The sequence below is a fragment of the Pseudoduganella sp. jia 12 genome (genome assembly GCF_055502675.1).
The window spans coordinates 303,911-323,340 of record NZ_JBUXKP010000008.1 but is presented as its reverse complement, the minus strand read 5'-3'; the positions used below and the strand labels follow the sequence as shown (position 1 = coordinate 323,340).

The window sequence follows — 19,430 nt, the reverse complement described above, 5'->3', positions numbered from 1 at the left end:
GTTGCTACGCCTTCTTCAGGCTATGGTTCTTCAGCGGCAGGTCCCGGATCCGCTTGCCGGTAGCGGCGAAAATCGCGTTCAGCACGGCAGGTGCCGCCACGGCGATCGTCGGCTCGCCCACGCCGCCCCAGAACCCGCCGGACGGAATGATGATCGTCTCCACGGCCGGCATCTCGTCCAGCTTCATGACCTGGTAGGTGTCGAAGTTGGATTGCTCCATCTGCCCGTCCTTGACCGTGCATTCGCCGTACAGCGCGGCGGACAGGCCGTAGACGAACGAACCTTCCACCTGCGCCTCGATCTGCTGCGGGTTCACGGCATGGCCCGGGTCGGTGGCGGCCACGATGCGGTGGATCTTCAGCTTGCCTTCCTTGTCCACCGAAACTTCGGCGCAGGCGGCCACGTAGCTGCCGAAGCCATGCGTTTGTGCCAGGCCACGGAAGACGCCTTTCTTTGGCTTCTTGTTCCAGCCGATCCGCGCGGCCACCGCGTCCAGCACGGCCAGGTGCTTCGGGCTGTCCTTCATCAGCTTGCGGCGCAGCGCCAGCGGGTCCTGCTTCGTGGCGTGCGCGATCTCGTCGAGGAAGCATTCCAGGTAGATGGCATTCTGGTTCAGGTTCACGCCGCGCCAGAAACCCGGCGGCACGGGCGGATTGCGCATCGCGTGGTCCACCAGCAGGTTCGGCACCGTGTAGCCGATCGACGCATCCGTGCCCGGCGCGTTCAGGCCCTGGAACACGGCGCCATCCTTGCCGTTCTTGATATTGCCGGGGAAGAGCGATGCCACGATCGACTGGCCCGAGATGCGCATGTGCAGCGCCGTCAGGTTGCCCGCCTTGTCCAGCCCCGCCGACAGTTTGCACTGCGTGACCGGGTGATAACGGCCGTGCAGCATGTCTTCCTCGCGGGTCCAGATCAGTTTTACCGGCGTGCCCGGCATTTCCTTTGCGATCTGCACCGTCTGGCGCACCCAGTCGTGCACGGCACCGCGGCGCCCGAAGCCGCCGCCCAGGTGGATTTTATAGACGTCGCACTTGTCCTGCGGCAGGCCGGCCGCTTCCGATGCGGCGGCCAGCGCCGCCTCGCCGTTCTGCGTGGGCGTCCAGACCTCGCAGCGCTCCGGCGTCCAGCGCGCGGTGGCGTTCATCGTTTCCATCGTCGCATGGTTCTGGTGCGGATACGAATACACGGCTTCGATGCGGCGCGCGGCCCCTGCAAGCGCAGCCTTCGCGTCGCCATTCGCGTTGCCGACCGCCGCTTCCGGCGCATCCAGCCCTGCCTTCAAGGTTGCCGCCACATCCTTGCTGGACAGGCTCGCGTTCGGGCCCTTGTCCCATTCGATCGGCAGCGCATCGAGCGCGGTCTTGGCGCGCCACCACGTATCGGCCACCACGGCCACGGCGGAATCCCCGACCTGCAGCACCTTCTTCACGCCCGGCTTGTCCTTGATCGCCTCGGCATTGAAGCTCTTCACTTTGCCGCCGAATACCGGGCAATCCTTGATCGCCGCGTTCAGCATGCCGGGCATGGCGAGGTCCATGCCGTAGATTTGCTTGCCGGTGGTCTTGTCGACGGTATCCAGCCGCGCCAGCCGCTTGCCGGCGATCTTCCACGCCTTCGGATCCTTCACCACGATGTCCTGCGGCGCTTCCAGCTTGCCGGCCGCATCGGCCACCTTGCCATACGTGACGGTGCGCCCGCTCGGCACGTGCGTGATCACGCTGTTCGCGGCGCGGCATTCCGTTGCCGGCACGCCCCACTGCGTGGCCGCAGCCTGCACCAGCATCATCCGCGCGGCGGCGCCGCCCTTGCGCACGTACTCATGCGAGCCGCGCACGCCGTTGCTGCCGCCGGTGGAAAAACTGCCCCACACGCGCTTGCGGGCCAGGTTCGTGCCCGGCGTCGGGTATTCGGTGGTGACCTTGCTCCAGTCCGCGTCCAGTTCTTCCGCCACCAGTTGGGCCAGGCCCGTCAGGGTACCCTGCCCCATCTCGGAACGTGCGATGCGGATGACGATCGTATCGTCCGGCTTCACCACGACCCAGGCATTCACCTCGGGCGATGGGGCAGACTGCGCCTGCGTGGCGAACGGAATGTGGAAGGCGACGACGAGGCCGGCGGACTGGCCGAGGAAGCGGCGGCGCGATGGAGAGACGGCGGCGCTCATGCCTTGCTCCCTTCGCGGTGTTCGATGGCCAGGCCGGCGCTCTTCGGATCGCCGCCGCGCGCCACCACGTGGATCGCCTTGCGCACGCGGTTGTAGGTGCCGCAACGGCAGATGTTCGTCATCGCCATGTCGATGTCGGCATCGGTGGGTTTCGGTTTTTCCTTCAGCAGCGCGGTGGCCGCCATGATCATGCCGCTCTGGCAAAAGCCGCATTGGGGCACGTCCAGTGCCGTCCAGGCTTTTTGTACCGGATGCGAGCCATCCGGGGACAGGCCCTCGATCGTCACGATCTTCATCTGTTCGGTCACCGTGGACACGGGCCGCACGCAGCTGCGCATCGCCTCGCCATCGATGTGCACGGTGCAGGCGCCGCACTGGGCGATGCCGCAGCCGTACTTGGTGCCGGTCAGGCCCAGCTGTTCGCGCAGCACCCATAGCAGCGGGGTATCGTCTTCCGCGTCGAATTCGCGGACCTGTCCGTTCACGTTCAGCTTCATGCCTGGTCTCCTGAAGAGGTTGGGTGCGTAGCGCAATTGATTACTTGTTTTATACCTTTCTATATTCGTCCCAGCAACTTTGGACATGTATCAATTTTTTTACAGAAGGTTTTGTCACACGGTGAGTGACCGCAACTAGGCGCGTCGGAGAAACTGGGGACGTACCGGATCGCCGAACCGCCTGGTTTCAGGCAAGATTTCCTGGAAACCAGGGTACGTCCCCAGTTTTGCCGTCAGCTATTGGGAGAGTTCCTTGCGCAACTCTCGTGCCAGTGCGCGGCGGGGTTCTTCGGGCAGCCAGGTGCCGACGTCGACAGTGATACCGCGTGCGATGAGCAGGATCGGGTCGCGCCGCCGTTGCGGGGGCACGATGCGCAGCCAGGTGGGATCGAGCGAGATGGTGGAGGTGCGGCCGCCACGCACCTTTTCGACGGACAGCGTGCCGGGCTCATAGACGATGCGGTCGCAATCGGTGGCATGCCGGCTGTAGACGACGAAGGCCACCGTCACGGCGCCCATTTCCAGTGCGGAAAATACCAGCACGTACCAGGCGCCTTGCCAGGTGAAGAACACGCCCACGGCCAGCGATACCGCGAGCAGCGCCGCCCATGCGGCCGTGGTTTGCCGTGGTGTCAGCGAACAGTTGCGCCGCACCAGCCATTCCCGCCTGCCGCCATCGATGGGCCAATCGCGTTTCACGGTGCGCCCTCCTTCCATGCATTGTACGAAAGGCAGCGAAACCGGCAAGCACGGATCGGAAAATCAGATCGCCGGCTGTGCCTCGCGCGGCAGCGCCAGCGTGAACACGGAACCTTCGCCCTGCCGGCTGGCCACCGCCAGCGTTCCCCGGTGCGCCTCGGCCAGCTGGCGCGAGATGTACAGCCCCAGGCCCAGTCCGGATGGCACGCCATTGCCGGCCACCCGCTCGTAGGGCAGGAAAATGCGTGCCTGCATGGCTTCGTCGATGCCGGGGCCCTGGTCGATCACGTCCACCCGCGCCTCGGTGTCGGTGGCCGTCAGGCGGATGCGCACCGGCTTGCCGCCGCCATAGCGCAGCGCATTGGTCAGCAGGTTGACGATCACCTGCTCGATGCGGAACTCATCCCACCAGCCGCTCACGGTATCGGGCGCCTCGAGTTCGAAGGTGGTGCCGGCATCCTGCGCCTGTCGCGACAGGTCGTCCGTCAGGCGGCGCAGCATGGCTTGCAATTCGGTCCAGGCGGGCCGGATCGACAGCACGCCGCTGCGGATGCGCGACACGTCCATCATGTCGTCGATCAGCCGGATCATGGCCTGGATCTGGCGGCCATCGCCCTCCACCATCTTTTCCAGCGCCGGCTTGCCGAACGCTTCGAGGTTGCCGCGCTCGAGCTGCATCTTGCGCATCTGCGTGCCCAGGAACAGGGTGTTCAGCGGCGTTCTCAACTCGTGCGCCACCATCGACATGAACTCGTCGCGCACGCGCAGCGCATAGCGCAGTTCTTCCTGGGCAGCGCGCAGCTCGTTCATCATGGCGTGCTGCTCTTCCACCCGGCGGCGGATCTCCATGCGCTGGCAATGCAGGTCGACGAACACATTGACCTTGCTGCGCACCGCGTCGGGATCGAGCGGCTTGTAGAGGAAGTCGACCGCGCCCGTTTCATAGCCCTTGAACGCGTAGTTCAGTTCCTTGCCGGCCGCGCTCACGAACACGATCGGAATATGGCGCGTCTTGTCCGTGCCGCGCATCAGTTCGGCCAGCTCGAAACCATCCATGCCCGGCATCTGCACGTCCAGGATCGCCAGCGCGAAATCGTGCTCGAGCAGCAGCGTCAGCGCTTCCTCGCCGGACGATGCCTGGTACACGGCGCGGTTGTCCGCCCGGATGATGGCGTTCAGCGCGCGCAGGTTTTCCGGCAGGTCGTCGACAATCAACAGCTTCGTCACGTTGCCGACGGGGTGTCCAGGTGCGCCGTTCGTCAATCCCAGGCTGCATTCCTTGTTGGGCACATTATTCATTGCAAATTCTCCATCGACAGTTGCAGCAACCTGCGGATGTCCCGCAGCGGCAGCACCAGGTCCGGCGCGCGCAGCCGGATCGCTTCATTCGGCATCACGCTCACTTGCGCTTCCGCCGGGTCCTGCACCACCGTCAGGCCGCCAGCCTCGCCGATCGCGGCCAGCCCCGCCGCGCCATCGTGGTTGGCGCCGGTGAGCAGGATGCCTACCAGTTCGGGGCCGTACACGTCGGCCGCCGTTTCCATCGTGATGTCGATCGCCGGCCGGGCAAAATGCACGGGCGGTTCGAGGCTCAGCGAAAACACGCGATCGGCCTCGATCGACAGGTGGTAATCGGCCGGCGCGAAGTACAGCGTGCCGGCCACAGGTGCTCCTTTGTCCACCGCTTCCTCCACCTGCAAGGCGAGGCGCTGGCTGAACACTTCCACCAGCTGGTTCTGGCGCGCGCGCATCACATGCAGCACCGTCAGCACCGGGTACGGGAATCCGCGCGGCAAGCCCGGCAAAATCTCGATCAGCGCATTCACGCCACCGGCGGAAGCGCCGATGACGATCGCCGAGATGCGGCGTCCCGCCAGTGCCGATGCGAGGGTAGCGTCATCCATTACAGTTTCCTGAACAGCCGCTCGCGCTTGACGATCGGTTCGAACAGAGGACCATAGGGCGAGAAGTCGATGCTCTCCTTGCTGCCCAGGCCCAGGAAGCCACGATGGCACAGCGACTCGTGGAACAAGCCCAGCGCACGCTCCTGCAGCTTCTTTTTAAAATAGATCATCACGTTGCGGCAACTGATGAACTGCGTTTCCGCGAACACCGCATCGGTGGCCAGGCTGTGATCCGCGAACGTCACGTTCTCGGCCAGCGAGCGGTCGAACAAAGCGGCATTGTACGCCGCCGTGTAGTAGTCCGAGAAGGCGCAACGGCCGCCCGCGGCCTGGTAGTTTTCCGTGTACGCCCGCATGTTATCCAGCGGGAAAACACCTTTCTTGGCCTTTTCCAGCGACTGCGGGTTGATGTCGGTTGCGTAGATGATACTGCGTTCGAGCAGCCCTTCCTCCTTGAGCAGGATGGCCAGCGAATACACTTCCTCGCCGGTGCTGCAGCCGGCCACCCAGATCTTCAGCGACGGGTAGGTGGACAGGACGGGCATCACGTGCTCGCGCAGCGCCGCGTAGTAGGTCGGGTCGCGGAACATCTCGGTGACGGGAATCGTCAGGTATTGCAGCAGTTCGGAAAACGCGGCCGGCTCGTGCAGCACGCGCGATTGCAGCTGCGAGATCGTCTCGCAGCTCATTTCCTTCATCGCATGCAGCACACGGCGCTTCTGCGAAGCGCCGGTGTAGTCGCGGAAGTCGTAGCTGTACTTCAGGTAGATCGCCTCCATCAGCATTTTCAGCTCGATGTCGGTATCGCTGTGCTGGGCGCGGATTGGCTGCATCGTCGTCATCTCAGATACGGTCCAGGGCCGGCATCCATACCCGCAGCAGCGAGTACAGGCGCGACAGGTCGATCGGCTTGGCCAGGTAATCGTTGGCGCCCGCCGCAATGCACTGCTCCTGGTCATCCTTCATCGCCTTGGCGGTGATGGCGATGATCGGCAGCCGGTTCCAGCGGCCGTCGGCACGGATGCGGCGCGTGGCTTCCAGGCCGTCCATGCCCGGCATCATCACGTCCATCAGCACCAGGTCGATATCCTGCACCTGTTCCAGCTTGTCCAGGGCCTCGAAGCCATTGCGGCCGATCTCCACGATGGCGCCCTTCTGCTCCAGCGCCGAAGTGAGCGCGAAGATGTTGCGCACGTCGTCGTCCACCAGCAGGATGCGGCGGCCTTCGAACACGCGGTCGCGCGAACGCACCGTCTTGAGCATCGTCTGCCGTTCGGACGACAGTTCCGATTCCACCTTGTGCAGGAACAGCGTCACCTCGTCGAGCAGGCGCTCCGGCGAGCGGGCGCCCTTGATGATGATCGAGCGCGAATACTTGTGCAGATCCGCTTCCTCGGCGCGCGTGAGGTTGCGGCCCGTGTACACGATCACCGGCGGGAACGAGGCGATCTCCTCGTGCGACATGCGCTGCAGCAGTTCGTTGCCCTGCATGTCCGGCAGCTTCAGGTCGATGATCATGCAGTCGAAGACATTGGTGCGCAGCAGGGCCAGCGCTTCTCCGCCCGAGGCCACCGCCTCGATCTCGATATCCTCGTCCGAGATCAGCTGCACCACGCTGTCGCGCTGGCGCGCGTCGTCCTCCACCAGCAGGATGCGCTTGATCTTCTGCGTGAACTTCTGCTCCAGGCGGGCGAATACTTCCTGCAGGTCCTCGCGCGAGGCCGGCTTCAGCGCGAAGCCCACCGCGCCCATGTGCAGCGCCGCCTCGCCCGCGTCCGACGCCGATACCACGTGCACCGGGATGTGGCGGGTGCGCGGATTATCCTTCAGCAGCTGCAGCACGGAGAGGCCGGAGCGGTCGGGCAGGCGGATGTCCAGCAGGATCGCCGTCGGCTGGTACTTCTCGGCCATCTGCAAGCCTTCGTCCGCTGCGAACGCGACCAGGCAACGGTAATCCATTTCGTGTGCCAGGTCGTACAGGATATGCGCGAACGCCGGTTCGTCCTCGATCACGAGCACGGTGCGCTCGGGCGGCGCCGGCTTTTCACGGTCGTCATCGAACGGGCGCTGCACGGGCGCGGGCGCCGGCGCGGTGGCGAACGATACGGCGGCAGGCGTGGCCGGCACGGGTACCGGGGCTGGCGCCGGCGCCGGCGCCAGCGACGATTCCACGCGGTGTGGCGCCGCCGACCATTGCATCGGCAAGGTCAGCGTGAATGTGCTGCCCTGGCCCACCGTGCTGTGCAGCGTGATCGTGCCGCCCAGCAGCATGGCCAGGTCGCGCGAGATCGACAGGCCCAGGCCCGTGCCGCCGTACTTGCGGCTGGTGGTGCCATCGGCCTGCTGGAAGGCGCCGAAGATGGCCTCGTGCTGGTCGGCGCGGATGCCGATGCCGGTATCTGTCACCGCGAAGCACACCTGGCCGTTCGATCCCGGTTCCACGCGCAGCGTCACCGCTCCCTCATCGGTGAACTTCAGGGCGTTGGACAGCAGGTTCTTCAGGATCTGTTCCAGTCGCTGGCAATCCGTATACACGGTGTCCGGCAGGCCCGGCGCCAGCGCCAGCACGAAATCCAGCCCCTTCTGGCGGGCCAGCGGTTCGAACGTGCGGCGCAGGCCTTCCATCACCTGCTGCAGGCGCAGCTCTTCCGGGTTCAGCTCCAGCTTGCCGGCCTCCACCTTGGAGATGTCGAGGATGTCGTTGATCAGGTTCAGCAGGTCGTTGCCGGCCGAGTAGATCGTTTGCGCGAAGCGCACCTGTTCCTCGTTCAGGTTGCCCTGTGTATTGTCGGACAGCAGCTTGGCCAGGATCAGCGAGCTGTTCAGCGGCGTGCGCAGCTCGTGCGACATATTGGCCAGGAACTGCGATTTGTACTGGCTGGCGCGCTCCAGGTCGCGCGCCCGCTCTTCCAGCTGGGACTGGGCATCGTTCAGCGCCGTGTTTTTCTGGTCCAGCGCCAGGGCCTGCTCGGCCAGCTGCTCGTTGGTCTGTTCCAGCTCCGCCTTCTGGTTTTCCAGGCTGGCCTGCGATTCCTCCAGCACGCGCGACTGCTCTTCCAGCTCCTCGTTCGCCGTGCGCAGCTCTTCCTGCTGCACCTGCAGTTCCTCGTTCAGCTGCTGCGTTTCCACCAGCAGCTCCTGCATGCGCTGGCGCGCCAGCGTGGCTTCGATCGCGGTACCGATATTGTCCGCCACCAGGTTCAGGAATTCCGTTTCCTTCTCGCCCACGGGGTGCAGGAAGCCCAGCTCGATCACGCCGTTGACGCGGCCATCGCTGGCCACCGGCAGCACCAGCACCTGCGTGGGCGTGGCGCTGCCCAGCGCCGACGACAGTTTCAGGTAGTCGGGCGGCAGGTTTTCCAGGTGGATCAGGCGGCGCATCATCGCGGCCTGGCCCACCACGCCTTCGTCGGGTGCCAGCAGGCGACCCCGTTCTTCATCCTCGGCCGAGAAGCCGAAGGCGGCGGTGCGGCGCATCAGGCCGTCCGATTCGCGCACATACATCGCGCCCACCACGACATCGAGGTAGCGCGCCAGGAAATGCAGCAGTGTCGTCGACAGGGCCTGGGTCGAGAGCTGGCCGATGCCCTGCTCCGCCATCTGGCTCTGGCCCGAGCGCATCCACGATTGCCGCTGCACACGCTCGGCATGCTTGCCCTGCTCCGACAGGGCTTCGTTATAGGCCTCGGACAGGCGCATCAGCTCCTTGCGGCCGAACCAGGCCAGGAAACCGCTGAGCACGAGGCTGACGGTAAGGAAGCCCACCACCGTGATGTAGGTGACGCTCTTGGCATCGCGGTTGCGGTCCATGCGCAGCCGCTCCTCGGCGGAGATGAAGGCGATGAACAAGGACCGTAATTCGTCGAATTCGATCTTGCCGCGCTGCGCCCGCACCGTGGACAGGTAGTCGCCGCCGTTCTTGCGCAGATCGATCATTTCCTGCGCCGCCCGCTCCCATTGCGTCTGCTGGGCGCGAATATTGCGCAGCAGGTCGACCTGGGTGGGGTTGTCAGCCACCAGTTCGGTCAGCGTCCGCAATGCGGTGTCGAACTTGGGCCGGGCCAGCTTGTAGGGTGCCAGGAACGATTCCTCGCCGGTCAGCAGGTAGCCGCGCATGCCGGTTTCCATGTCCACAGCCAGCTTGCGCATTTCCTGGGCATTTCCGACCACCCGCTCGGAATGCTCGACCAGGGTCAGCGCATTCAGCAGGTAGGCAAATACGGCAATGAAGACGGCCGCGCTAACGATGCCCGCGGCCAGCGGCAGCGTGATGTTACGGAACAGAATGCGGCGGAAACTCTGGTCGTCGATGCGGGTGTGAGGCATATGCGCGAACTGGACGGGAAAAGGACAAGTTTATCCTAAGTGCAACGAATGCTGCCAGGTTGGGCAATTGTGCGTGCATCGCTATAATCGGCCAGACACCCACCGCCAGGACAAATCAAGATGCGCAAGCTGATACTGCCGACCCTGCTGCTGCCCGTCCTTCTGGCCGGCTGCTACAACGATTCCGCCACTTACTATGCGGACAGCACCCAGGAACACACATTGACCGTGCGGCGCCAGCAAGACTATTTCTGGAGCGAGCAAGGTCGCTTCGTGCTGATGGCCACCCGCCTGCCCGATTGCCAGCGGCGCATCGACCTGGCCGAACTGCCGCTGGAAGACACGACCATGGAACTGTTCAGCGAAGGCGACAACCAGTGGGCGCTGCGCGCCGGTAGCCAGGTGTGGCACGTGGAAACGCAAACGTGTTCACTCGTTTCCACGGAGGGGCCGGCCACGGGAACGAAGGTAGGCGATTTCAAGGCGGAAATCGATGAGATCACTTTCACCGAAACCGGCGAAAAATAGTTGTCGAAAATGGGGCGGTATGGCGACCCCATTCGCCAGAAAATTTCACCTTACCCAGCACCGAGATCAAGTATTTCTTGAGCAACGTTGCCGAAAAAATGGGGTACGTCCCCATTTTTTCGGCAACGTTTTTTGAACAGCCGGAGCTCGCGGTTTCAGTCCCGGGCCAGCGCCAGGAACTCGGTGCGCAGCGCCAGGTTCGGCTGCAGTTCGCCCAGCATGGCCGACGTGATCGTTTCCTCGCCTGGCGTGCGGATGCCGCGGCTTTCCATGCACATGTGCCGGCATTTCACGACAACGCCCACGGCCTTCGGTTCCAGCACTTCCATCAGCGTATTGGCGATCTGCACCGTCATGCGTTCCTGCACCTGCAGGCGCTTGGAGAAGCAGTCGACCAGGCGGGTCAGCTTCGACAGGCCGACGATCTTGCCATTCGGCACGTAACCGACAGTGGCCTTGCCGAAGAACGGCGCAAGGTGGTGTTCGCAGTGGCTGTACACAGGGATATTGCGCACGACGATCAGCTCGTTGTACTCCTCCGCGCCATCCTCGAACGCCTTCAGCAGCTCGACCGGATCCTGGTCATAGCCGGACGTCCAGTGCTTCCAGGCCTTGGCCACGCGGTGCGGGGTTTCCGCCAGGCCCGGGCGATCCGGGTCTTCCCCCAGCGAGGTCAGGAAACGGCGCCAGTCGTGATCGGAAAATGCGTCTTTAGACATGATGAATGCTGCTCAAATGAAAGGGTATCCGCCAGTATACATAAAATAGTGACCTTTCACCGGCCACCGCGCCCCGGACGATGCGCCGCCAGCAGCGCGCTGGCGATCGACACGGCGTGCGGCGACTCCGGCCAGTCGTCGTCCGGCCCGAACCAGCGCGCATCCTCGATCTCGGCCGGATCGACACGGATCTCGCCATCCAGGTACTCGGCGGTGAAGGCGATCATCAGCGAATTCGGGAAGGGCCACGACTGGCTCTTGAAGTACTGCAGGTTATGCACGCGCAGGCCCACTTCCTCGTACACCTCGCGGTGGATCGCTTCCTCGATCGATTCGCCCGCTTCCAGGAAACCGGCCAGCGCCGTATAGCGCCGCACCGGCGTGTTCGTATGCAGTGCCAGCAGCACCTGGTCGCCCTTGCGGATCAACACCATCATCGCCGGGCAGATCTGCGGATACGCGGTGAAGCCGCATGCCGCGCATTTGTAGGCGCGCTCGCCGGTGGCGCGTGCCATCGGCGTTGCGCACACGCCGCAATAACGGTGCGTGCGTGCCCATTCGGCGATCTGGCTGGCCCGTCCCGCCAGGCCGAGGAAGCCGTCGTCGGCAATGCCGAACAGCGCGCGCAGGTTGTGCCATGCATGGCTGTCGTCGGGCAGCGCATCGTCGTCGACCCACGCGGCACGGCAATAGCGGCCGTGCCAGGTGCCGACCGGGTGCAGCCGTTCCGGCGGGATGTCCAGCCCGGCGAGACCGGCGGGCAGCGCCCGTTCCGCGCCATCCAGGCCGGTACCGCGCAACAGGAGCTTGCCACGATGGAAGACAAACGTGAGCGGCGGCTGGGCCGGCTTCGCATCACTGCGTGGGGTGTCGATCAATGGAACAAAAGCGGATGGCGTCTGGAGCATGGCGGTATCGTTGTGCTTCGGGTGCCCCATCTTACCGAGTTCGGCGGGTACGCGTTGATTGGTTGTCACAGTTACTTAAAGGCTACAAAATCCACGCTGGCGCCACAGTTGACAGAGTATGATTACGCTTCACTTACCGCCGGCCAGAGACCACCACCGATGAGCGTACCCGCGATCCCCGATGCATTGTTCCGCCAGGCCGAACGCGGCGTACTGCCGCTCGGAGAGCTGTTCGAGGGAGCGCAAACGCTGATCGATGAAGGCGCCCCGCACGCGGCGATCCGGCTCTATGAAACCTGGCTGGAGCACACCCGTTCGCCGCTGGCCTATGCGGTGTGGTTCAACCTGGCGATCGCCTACGGCGGCACAGGCAACGACACCAGTGCCGAGCGGGGCTACATCAAAGCCATTTCCGAGAATCCCCGTTTCATCGAGGCGCGCCTGAACCTGGGCACGCTGTACGAACGCCTGGGGCGGCCGGACGATGCGCTGGCCACGTGGAACGCGGTGCTGGCGGAGGTTCCCGACCTTGCCGAGCAGCAGAAGCTGCACGTGCAGACCCTGAACAACCTCGGCCGCCTGCTGGAGATCCGCAAGCGCCTGCCGGAAGCCGAGGATATGCTGACGCGCAGCCTGGCGCTCAATCCGGACCAGCCGAACGTGCTCACGCACTGGGTACACCTGCGCCAGAAGCTGTGCCGCTGGCCCGTGTATCAGCCGTTCGCCGGTATCACGGTGGAAACGATGCGGCGCCATACCTCCGCGCTGGCCATGCTGGGCGCGTCGTCCGATCCGGCCGAGCAGCTGGCCGCATCGCGCAACTTCATCGCCGAGAAGGTGGCCGATGCCGGCCCGGCGCTGGCGCCGCCGGATGGCTACCCGCACAAGCGCATGCGCATCGGCTACCTGTCCTCCGACCTGTGCTCGCACGCCGTGTCGATCCTCACCGCCGAACTGTACGAGCTGCATGACCGCTCGCGCGTGGAAGTCTATGCATTCTCGTGGAGCCGCGAGGACAATTCGCCGCTGCGCGCCCGCGTGGTGGGCGCGATGGATCACTATATTCGCATCGACCGCATGACGGATGAGGAAGCGGCGCGCTGCATCCGCTCGCACGAGATCGACGTGCTGGTCGACCTGCACGGCCTCACGCTGGGTGCCCGCCCCGGGATCCTCGGCTGGCGGCCGGCGCCGGTGCAGCTCACGTGGCTGGGCTTCCCCGGGCCGACGGCCATTCCCGGCGTCGATTACGTGGTGGCGGATGCGTTCGTGCTGCCGCCCGAGCTGGAGCCGCACTTCACCGAGAAGCCGCTGCGCATGCCGCACACGTTCCAGATCAACGACCGCCAGCGCGCGATCGGCGCCACGCCGGAACGCGCGGCCAGCGGCCTGCCGGAAGGAACGGAGAGCGCGCAAGGCGCATTCGTGTTCTGCTCGTTCAACATCAATTTCAAGTTCACGCCGGACGTGTTCGACGCGTGGATGCGCATCCTGCGCCGGGTGCCCGATAGCGTCTTGTGGATCGTGGCCGATGCCGACGCCACGCGCAGCAACCTGGTGCGCGAGGCCGAGGCGCGTGGCGTCGCCGGCAACCGGCTGCTGTTCGCCGGTCGCGTGCCGCCGGCCGAATACCTGGCCCGCTTCCGCCTGGCCGACCTGTTCCTCGACACCAATCCGTTCAACGGCGGCACCACCGCCAGCGATGCGCTGTGGGCCGGGCTGCCCGTGCTGACATGGGCGGGCCAGACGTTCTGCTCGCGGATGGCCGGCAGCCTGCTGCATGCGGTGGGCCTGCCGGAGCTGGTCACGCATTCGCTGGCGGACTACGAGGAAACCGCCGTGGCGCTGGCCACCGACCTGGCACGCATGGCGGAACTGCGCGCCCGCCTGGCCGCGAACCGCGATGCCAGCCCGCTGTTCGACACACCGCGTTTCGTGCGCGACTATGAAGACCTGCTGGCCACGGTCGTGAAGCGTCCGGCCGGTCTGCCGCTGTCGGACGAAGCGGATCCGATCCGTACCCACGCGGTGCCGGAACCTTCGCCGGGGCAGCTCAGCGTGCAGCAGGACAGCATGCTGGCCCTGATGCGTCCGGGCATGCACAGCGTCGTCGAAGTGGGCGGCGCCACGCTGGCACAGGCCTGGCGCGCGCGCGAAACGAAATCGCACTTCACCGCCATCACGACGGATCCGGAAGCCGGCGGCTGGAGCACGAACGTGATCCGCGCCGACCCGGAAGCGATGGACGACGTGCAATGGCAGCAGGCCGCGCCGGGCCAGTGCTGGCTGTTCCCGGAAACGCTGGAGCGGCTGCGCGATCCCTGGGCGTTCCTGCAGCGGTTGCGCAGCCAGGCGCTGGGCCGGGTGGAAGTCATCGCCTGCGTGAACAATGCCCAGAACTGGCTGGTGCAGTCGCTGCTCGCCTCCGGCAATTTCCATTACCAGGCCGGCGGCGTGCCGGACCGCCGCAACCTGCACCTGTTCACGCGCGCCTCGGTGGCGGCCTTGCTGCAGGAATGCGGTTTTGCCTTGGTCGAGATGACGGCCGTGCATGCGCACCAACCCACGCCCGCAGTGCTCGCTGCGATCCGGCAGCTCGCCGAAGCCGCCGGTACCGATCCTGTGCTGGCCGAGCAGGATGCGCTGCCTTATCAATACCTGGTGCGCGCGGTCGCCGCCTGACGGGGATACGAACCGGACAGGGCTGGCAGGGCCTGCACGGCCCTCAGTGCGATCGCTGCCTTCCCTTCTTTGCCCCAGGGAGCAACGATCGTGAATCCGGCAATCCAGGCCTCTGCTGCACGACCGTATGATCCGGTGTCAGGACAAGCTGGCAGATGTGTTCAGCGAGACCCCGGACCCTGATTGAAAGCGGCGGCGATGGCGCTGATTACGCTGGATTCAGCAGCCGATATTGGCCGCTTCGATTGCAGCCACGCAACTGGCGGACAGCGCGCCAAACTGCACGGGCGACAATACGCTGATCTGGTTCGACGTCAATACGATTGGCTGGCTGGCCGCTTGCGCCAACTTGAAAGCGGGCACCTGTGCAGCGGTAATTACCTCGGTCCGGCTGTTGTTCGATGCCTGGCGGTGCAGCGCGTCGCGCGCGGCAAAGTCCACCGTGGCCAGCGCGGCATTTTGCTCGGCGGTCAGATCGGCTATTGATGCAGTCATACCGGGGACGATATTCATAGACTTCTCCTGGAAAATTTCGACATTCGCCATACCGAAGCCTGCAACAGGGCTTCAACCCAGCAAGATGACGACATTCTGTTATACGACAGCCGATCGCACGATGATGCGGTGAGGAAACTTAACCGCCAGTATAGCGAAATTTTTGCTGCAGAGAACTTTCAGACGGTTCTCTGTTGTGCCCAGGGAACGATGTTTCGATAACGTTAGCAGGCGATCAATCGGGCTTGGGTTCCCAATGTGCCAGAAACGGACGGGCGAGACCTGCGTGTGGTGCTCGGCGGTGACAATGCCGGCGTCCTGTGGCCAGTGCAGGTGCGAGGCGGGCAGTGTATCTGTCGCCATTCAGAAGGCTGAAAGATCATGTCGATAACGAAAAGCCCGCTGTTCTTTCGAACAGCGGGCTGCAATCGGCAAAAAGCGATCGATGCGATCAGAACGGAATATCGTCGTCCATGTCCGAGAAGTTCGGAGCCGGCTTCGGTGCCGGGCGCGGTGCCGGTGCGGCAGCCTGCGGGCGCGGCGCCGGGCGGCTTGGCGGAGCATCGTAGCCGCCCATGTCGTCGCCACCCATCGCATCGCCGCCACCCATGCCCTGGCGGCCACCCAGCATCTGCATTTCCTGCGCAATGATGTCGGTTGCGTATTTTTCAACGCCATCCTTGTCCGTGTACTTGCGGGTTTGCAGGCGGCCTTCGACGTAGACCGACGAACCCTTCTTCAGGTACTGGCCCACGATTTCCGCCAGGCGGCCGAAGAACGAGATGCGGTGCCACTCGGTGATTTCCTTTTGCTCGCCCGTGTTGCGGTCTTTCGACTTGAACGACGTGGCGACGGCAATGTTGGCGATGGCATCGCCGCTCGGCATGTAGCGGATCTCCGGATCGCGGCCCAGGTTGCCGACGATGATGACTTTGTTGACAGATGCCATGTAGTACTCCTGCGTAAATTTTTACCAAACGAACATTATAAGACAGCGCCTGTGTGGACGGCATACCACGCGACGGATGAATTTTTGATGCCAAGTCTGGGGGTTTCCGCGTGACGTGCGCAGCGGAATTTGAATACTGGTATTATATACAGTATTCGTCGACCACGGTTCGTTCTCGTCCTGATCCGTATCAAAATCGTCCGAAGGCCTTGAAATCGAATCGAACGCCAGCATAGTGGCTAGGTTTGGTCTCCGGACGCCGCACTTTATTGCATATTTTCATTGTCAATCATGAAGCGGGCGATCAATCCAGGTGGGCCGTCTCCTGTCGTTTCCTCGCATACTCAAGGCACATACATACATGGAAGAAATCCGCATTCGCGGCGCGCGCACCCATAACCTGAAGAACATCAACCTCGACCTGCCTCGCAACAAGCTGATCGTGATCACCGGGCTGTCCGGTTCCGGCAAGTCGTCGCTGGCGTTCGACACGCTGTATGCCGAAGGCCAGCGCCGCTACGTCGAGTCGCTGTCGGCGTATGCGCGCCAGTTCCTGCAGCTGATGGAAAAGCCGGACGTGGACATGATCGAGGGCCTGTCGCCGGCCATCTCGATCGAGCAGAAGGCCACGTCGCACAATCCGCGCTCCACGGTCGGCACGGTGACGGAAATCCACGATTACCTGCGCCTGCTGTATGCCCGCGTGGGCACGCCGTATTGCATCAACCACCCGGACCATGCGCTGTCGGCGCAATCGGTGTCGCAGATGGTCGATGCCGTGCTGGCCATGCCGGAAGGCACCAAGCTGATGATCATGGCGCCCGTGGTGGCGAACCGCAAGGGCGAGCACGTGGACCTGTTCGGGCAGATGCAGGCCCAGGGCTTCGTGCGCTTCCGCGTGCAGAGCGGCACGCACGAGGCGAAGATCTACGAAGTGGACGATTTGCCGAAGCTGAAGAAAACGGAAAAGCACACGATCGACGTCGTCATCGACCGCATCAAGGTGAATCCGGACATCAAGCAGCGCCTGGCCGAAAGCTTCGAAACGGCGCTGCGCCTGGCCGATGGCCGCGCGGTCGCCTACGACATGGATGCGGGCACCGAGCATGTGTATTCGAACAAGTTCGCCTGCACCAGCTGCGGCTATTCGCTGCAGGAACTGGAGCCGCGCCTGTTCTCCTTCAATAACCCGATGGGTGCCTGCCCCGAATGCGACGGCCTGGGCCACATCGAGTTCTTCGATCCGAAGCGCATCGTGGCATTCCCGAACCTGTCGCTGGCCTCGGGTGCCGTGAAGGGCTGGGACCGCCGGAACCAGTTCTATTTCTTGATGCTGCAAAGCCTGGCGAACCATTATGGTTTCGACCTCGATGCGCCGTTCGAGAAACTGAACGCCACTGCGCAGAACGCCGTGCTGCACGGCTCGGGCAAGACCGAGATCGCGTTCTCCTATGTCAACGAGCGTGGCCGCGCCGTGATCAAGGAGCACACGTTCGAAGGCGTGGTGAACAACCTGGCGCGCCGCTACCGCGAAACGGATTCGATGGCCGTCAAGGAAGAGCTGGCCAAGTTCATCAACGAGAAGAAGTGCCCCACGTGCGAAGGCGCGCGCCTGCGCGTGGAAGCACGGCACGTGAAGGTGGGCACCGGCAAGCAGGAAAAGGCGATCTACGAGATCGCCGAGAAGCCGTTGCGCGACACGCTGTCGTTCTTCGAGCAGCTGAAGCTGAAGGGTGCGAAGCGCGACATCGCCGACCGCATCGTCAAGGAAATCGTGTCGCGCCTCTCGTTCCTGAACAACGTGGGGCTCGATTACCTGTCGCTGGACCGTTCCGCCGATACGCTGTCGGGCGGCGAAGCCCAGCGCATCCGCCTGGCGTCGCAGATCGGTTCCGGGCTGACGGGCGTGATGTACGTGCTCGACGAGCCGTCGATCGGCCTGCACCAGCGCGACAACGACCGCCTGATCGACACGCTGAAGCACCTGCGCGACATCGGCAACAGCGTGCTGGTGGTGGAGCACGACGAGGATGCGATCCGCACCGCCGACTACATCGTCGACATGGGTAAAGGCGCAGGCGTGCATGGCGGCGACGTGATCGCGGCCGGTTCGCTGAAGGATATCCTGAAGAACAAGGAATCGCTGACGGCGCAGTACCTGAACGGTTCGAAGAAAATCGAAGTGCCGGCGAAACGCCACCCGGCCGACCCGAACCGCCAGCTGGTGATCACGGGCGCCAAGGGCAACAACCTGAAGAACCAGACCCTGATGGTGCCGGTGGGCTTGCTCACCTGCGTGACGGGTGTGTCCGGTTCGGGCAAATCGACGCTGGTCAACGACACGCTGTACCCTGCCCTGTCGCGCCACCTGTACGGTTCGCAGAGCGAGCCGGCGGAGCACGAATCGATCAGCGGCCTGGAACATTTCGACAAGGTCATCTCCGTCGACCAGGCGCCGATCGGCCGCACGCCGCGTTCGAATCCGGCCACCTACACGGGCGTGTTCACGCCGATCCGCGACCTGTTCTCCACGGTGCCGACGGCGAAGGAACGCGGCTACACCGCGGGCCGTTTCTCGTTCAACGTGAAGGGCGGCCGCTGCGAAGCGTGCCAGGGCGACGGCGTGCTGAAAGTGGAAATGCACTTCCTGCCGGACGTGTACGTGCCGTGCGACGTGTGCCACGGCAAGCGCTACAACCGCGAGACGCTCGAGGTCCACTACAAGGGCAAGAGCATCACCGAAGTGCTGGACATGACGGTGGAAGACGCGCACGAGTTCTTCAAGCCCGTGCCGACGATCGCCCGCAAGCTGCACACACTGCTCGACGTGGGCCTCGGCTACATCAAGCTGGGGCAGAGCGCCACCACGCTGTCCGGCGGCGAGGCGCAGCGCGTGAAGCTGTCGCTCGAACTGTCCAAGCGCGACACCGGCCGCACGCTGTACATCCTCGATGAACCGACGACGGGCCTGCACTTCCACGACATCGACCTGCTGCTGAAGGTGATCCACCGCCTGCGCGACCAGGGCAACACGCTCGTCATCATCGAGCACAACCTGGACGTGATCAAGACCGCCGACTGGATCGTCGACCTGGGCCCCGAAGGCGGCGCGGGTGGCGGGCGCATTATCGCCACCGGCACGCCGGAGGACGTGGCGAAGAATCCGGAGAGCGTGACCGGAAAATACCTGGTGCCGCTGCTGAAGAAGAAGTAATCCTCCGCAATGCCCCACGAGCCGGCTCCCAGCGAGCCGGCTTTTTTTCGCCCTCATATTGCCAGGCAAACAAACTGGGGACGTACCCCTGTTTAGAAGAAATACCGGCACTGAAGGCAGCGCCTGCCAGGCAGTCAGCTGTCAAGACGTGTTTCGCGACGCTGGTAGTTTCCTGGAAACAGGGGTACGTCCCCTGTTTTGCTCAGTAGAACGTGAAGTCCTCATTGCACTTCGGAACAGCACGTACCACGTCCGATACGACATGCCACACCAGCCCTGCAACGGGCAGCACCAGCAACCATAGAGCGGCCATGACAGCCTCCTCGATCATTATTTCGCACA

The 19,430-nt window shown here is 64.0% G+C and carries 14 protein-coding genes; 3 read left to right on the top strand and 11 right to left on the bottom strand.

The annotated features are described in order from the left end of the window. Window positions 1–4: 4 nt before the first annotated feature. The 7 genes from ACY65G_RS19610 to ACY65G_RS19580 all read right to left on the bottom strand — a co-directional run bounded on the left by ACY65G_RS19610 (window position 5) and on the right by ACY65G_RS19580 (window position 9,593). A complete protein-coding gene (locus ACY65G_RS19610; protein ID WP_464998968.1) occupies window positions 5–2,167 on the bottom strand; it encodes a xanthine dehydrogenase family protein molybdopterin-binding subunit in 2,163 nt (720 codons plus the stop codon). Then, entirely contained in the window at window positions 2,164–2,664 is a 501-nt protein-coding gene (locus ACY65G_RS19605) for a (2Fe-2S)-binding protein (protein WP_464998967.1), read from the bottom strand. The genes ACY65G_RS19610 and ACY65G_RS19605 overlap by 4 nt, the downstream gene beginning before the upstream one ends. A gap of 237 nt (window positions 2,665–2,901) precedes the next feature. Then, entirely contained in the window at window positions 2,902–3,363 is a 462-nt protein-coding gene (locus tag ACY65G_RS19600; RefSeq protein WP_464998966.1) for a DUF2244 domain-containing protein, read from the bottom strand. A gap of 63 nt (window positions 3,364–3,426) precedes the next feature. Beyond that, the gene (locus ACY65G_RS19595) at window positions 3,427–4,662 is read right to left on the bottom strand and encodes a hybrid sensor histidine kinase/response regulator (RefSeq protein WP_464998965.1); all 1,236 of its coding nucleotides are present in this window, start codon (window positions 4,660–4,662) and stop codon (window positions 3,427–3,429) included. Continuing rightward, the gene (locus ACY65G_RS19590) at window positions 4,659–5,267 is read right to left on the bottom strand and encodes a chemotaxis protein CheB (RefSeq protein ID WP_464998964.1); all 609 of its coding nucleotides are present in this window, start codon (window positions 5,265–5,267) and stop codon (window positions 4,659–4,661) included. The genes ACY65G_RS19595 and ACY65G_RS19590 overlap by 4 nt, the downstream gene beginning before the upstream one ends. Next, window positions 5,267–6,109, bottom strand: a complete 843-nt coding sequence (locus tag ACY65G_RS19585; RefSeq protein ID WP_464998963.1) for a CheR family methyltransferase — start codon at window positions 6,107–6,109, stop codon at window positions 5,267–5,269. The genes ACY65G_RS19590 and ACY65G_RS19585 overlap by 1 nt, the downstream gene beginning before the upstream one ends. 1 nt (window position 6,110) lies before the next feature. Further along, entirely contained in the window at window positions 6,111–9,593 is a 3,483-nt protein-coding gene (locus tag ACY65G_RS19580; protein ID WP_464998962.1) for a response regulator, read from the bottom strand. A gap of 120 nt (window positions 9,594–9,713) precedes the next feature. On the opposite strand from ACY65G_RS19580, the gene ACY65G_RS19575 reads away from it, so the two are divergent. Beyond that, window positions 9,714–10,121 (top strand): hypothetical protein, encoded by a 408-nt coding sequence (locus tag ACY65G_RS19575; RefSeq protein ID WP_464998961.1) that lies wholly within the window; start codon window positions 9,714–9,716, stop codon window positions 10,119–10,121. Window positions 10,122–10,276: 155 nt separating this feature from the next. Here the strand turns inward: ACY65G_RS19575 and folE are convergent, their stop codons facing one another. After that, window positions 10,277–10,840, bottom strand: coding sequence for a GTP cyclohydrolase I FolE (folE, locus tag ACY65G_RS19570; protein WP_130187147.1), 564 nt, complete (start codon window positions 10,838–10,840; stop codon window positions 10,277–10,279). A gap of 56 nt (window positions 10,841–10,896) precedes the next feature. Further along, a complete protein-coding gene (gene nudC / locus ACY65G_RS19565) occupies window positions 10,897–11,748 on the bottom strand; it encodes an NAD(+) diphosphatase (protein WP_464998960.1) in 852 nt (283 codons plus the stop codon). 159 nt (window positions 11,749–11,907) lie between these two features. Between nudC and ACY65G_RS19560 the strand changes: the two genes are divergently transcribed. Continuing rightward, window positions 11,908–14,430 carry an O-linked N-acetylglucosamine transferase, SPINDLY family protein gene (locus ACY65G_RS19560; RefSeq protein WP_464998959.1) on the top strand — a complete coding sequence of 841 codons (2,523 nt, stop codon included), beginning with the start codon at window positions 11,908–11,910 and terminating at the stop codon, window positions 14,428–14,430. 219 nt (window positions 14,431–14,649) lie between these two features. Here ACY65G_RS19560 and ACY65G_RS19555 read toward each other — a convergent pair whose 3' ends face one another. Next, window positions 14,650–14,943: a hypothetical protein gene (locus ACY65G_RS19555; protein ID WP_464998958.1), complete on the bottom strand. Its 294-nt coding sequence runs from the start codon at window positions 14,941–14,943 to the stop codon at window positions 14,650–14,652. Window positions 14,944–15,376: 433 nt separating this feature from the next. Then, a complete protein-coding gene (gene ssb / locus ACY65G_RS19550; RefSeq protein WP_464979332.1) occupies window positions 15,377–15,874 on the bottom strand; it encodes a single-stranded DNA-binding protein in 498 nt (165 codons plus the stop codon). A 361-nt stretch (window positions 15,875–16,235) separates the two neighbouring features. Between ssb and uvrA the strand changes: the two genes are divergently transcribed. After that, window positions 16,236–19,088 (top strand): excinuclease ABC subunit UvrA, encoded by a 2,853-nt coding sequence (uvrA, locus tag ACY65G_RS19545; RefSeq protein ID WP_464998957.1) that lies wholly within the window; start codon window positions 16,236–16,238, stop codon window positions 19,086–19,088. Window positions 19,089–19,430: the final 342 nt, after the last annotated feature.

What these genes read in the sequence shown, in the direction of transcription:
- ACY65G_RS19560 (WP_464998959.1), top strand. Translation starts at nt 11,908, where the DNA reads ATGAGCGTACCCGCGATCCCCGATGCATTGTTCCGCCAGGCCGAACGC.
- ACY65G_RS19610 (WP_464998968.1), bottom strand. Translation starts at nt 2,167, where the DNA reads ATGAGCGCCGCCGTCTCTCCATCGCGCCGCCGCTTCCTCGGCCAGTCC.
- ssb (WP_464979332.1), bottom strand. Translation starts at nt 15,874, where the DNA reads ATGGCATCTGTCAACAAAGTCATCATCGTCGGCAACCTGGGCCGCGAT.
- ACY65G_RS19580 (WP_464998962.1), bottom strand. Translation starts at nt 9,593, where the DNA reads ATGCCTCACACCCGCATCGACGACCAGAGTTTCCGCCGCATTCTGTTC.
- uvrA (WP_464998957.1), top strand. Translation starts at nt 16,236, where the DNA reads ATGGAAGAAATCCGCATTCGCGGCGCGCGCACCCATAACCTGAAGAAC.
- ACY65G_RS19575 (WP_464998961.1), top strand. Translation starts at nt 9,714, where the DNA reads ATGCGCAAGCTGATACTGCCGACCCTGCTGCTGCCCGTCCTTCTGGCC.
- ACY65G_RS19590 (WP_464998964.1), bottom strand. Translation starts at nt 5,267, where the DNA reads ATGGATGACGCTACCCTCGCATCGGCACTGGCGGGACGCCGCATCTCG.
- ACY65G_RS19595 (WP_464998965.1), bottom strand. Translation starts at nt 4,662, where the DNA reads ATGAATAATGTGCCCAACAAGGAATGCAGCCTGGGATTGACGAACGGC.
- folE (WP_130187147.1), bottom strand. Translation starts at nt 10,840, where the DNA reads ATGTCTAAAGACGCATTTTCCGATCACGACTGGCGCCGTTTCCTGACC.
- ACY65G_RS19585 (WP_464998963.1), bottom strand. Translation starts at nt 6,109, where the DNA reads ATGACGACGATGCAGCCAATCCGCGCCCAGCACAGCGATACCGACATC.
- nudC (WP_464998960.1), bottom strand. Translation starts at nt 11,748, where the DNA reads ATGCTCCAGACGCCATCCGCTTTTGTTCCATTGATCGACACCCCACGC.
- ACY65G_RS19605 (WP_464998967.1), bottom strand. Translation starts at nt 2,664, where the DNA reads ATGAAGCTGAACGTGAACGGACAGGTCCGCGAATTCGACGCGGAAGAC.
- ACY65G_RS19555 (WP_464998958.1), bottom strand. Translation starts at nt 14,943, where the DNA reads ATGAATATCGTCCCCGGTATGACTGCATCAATAGCCGATCTGACCGCC.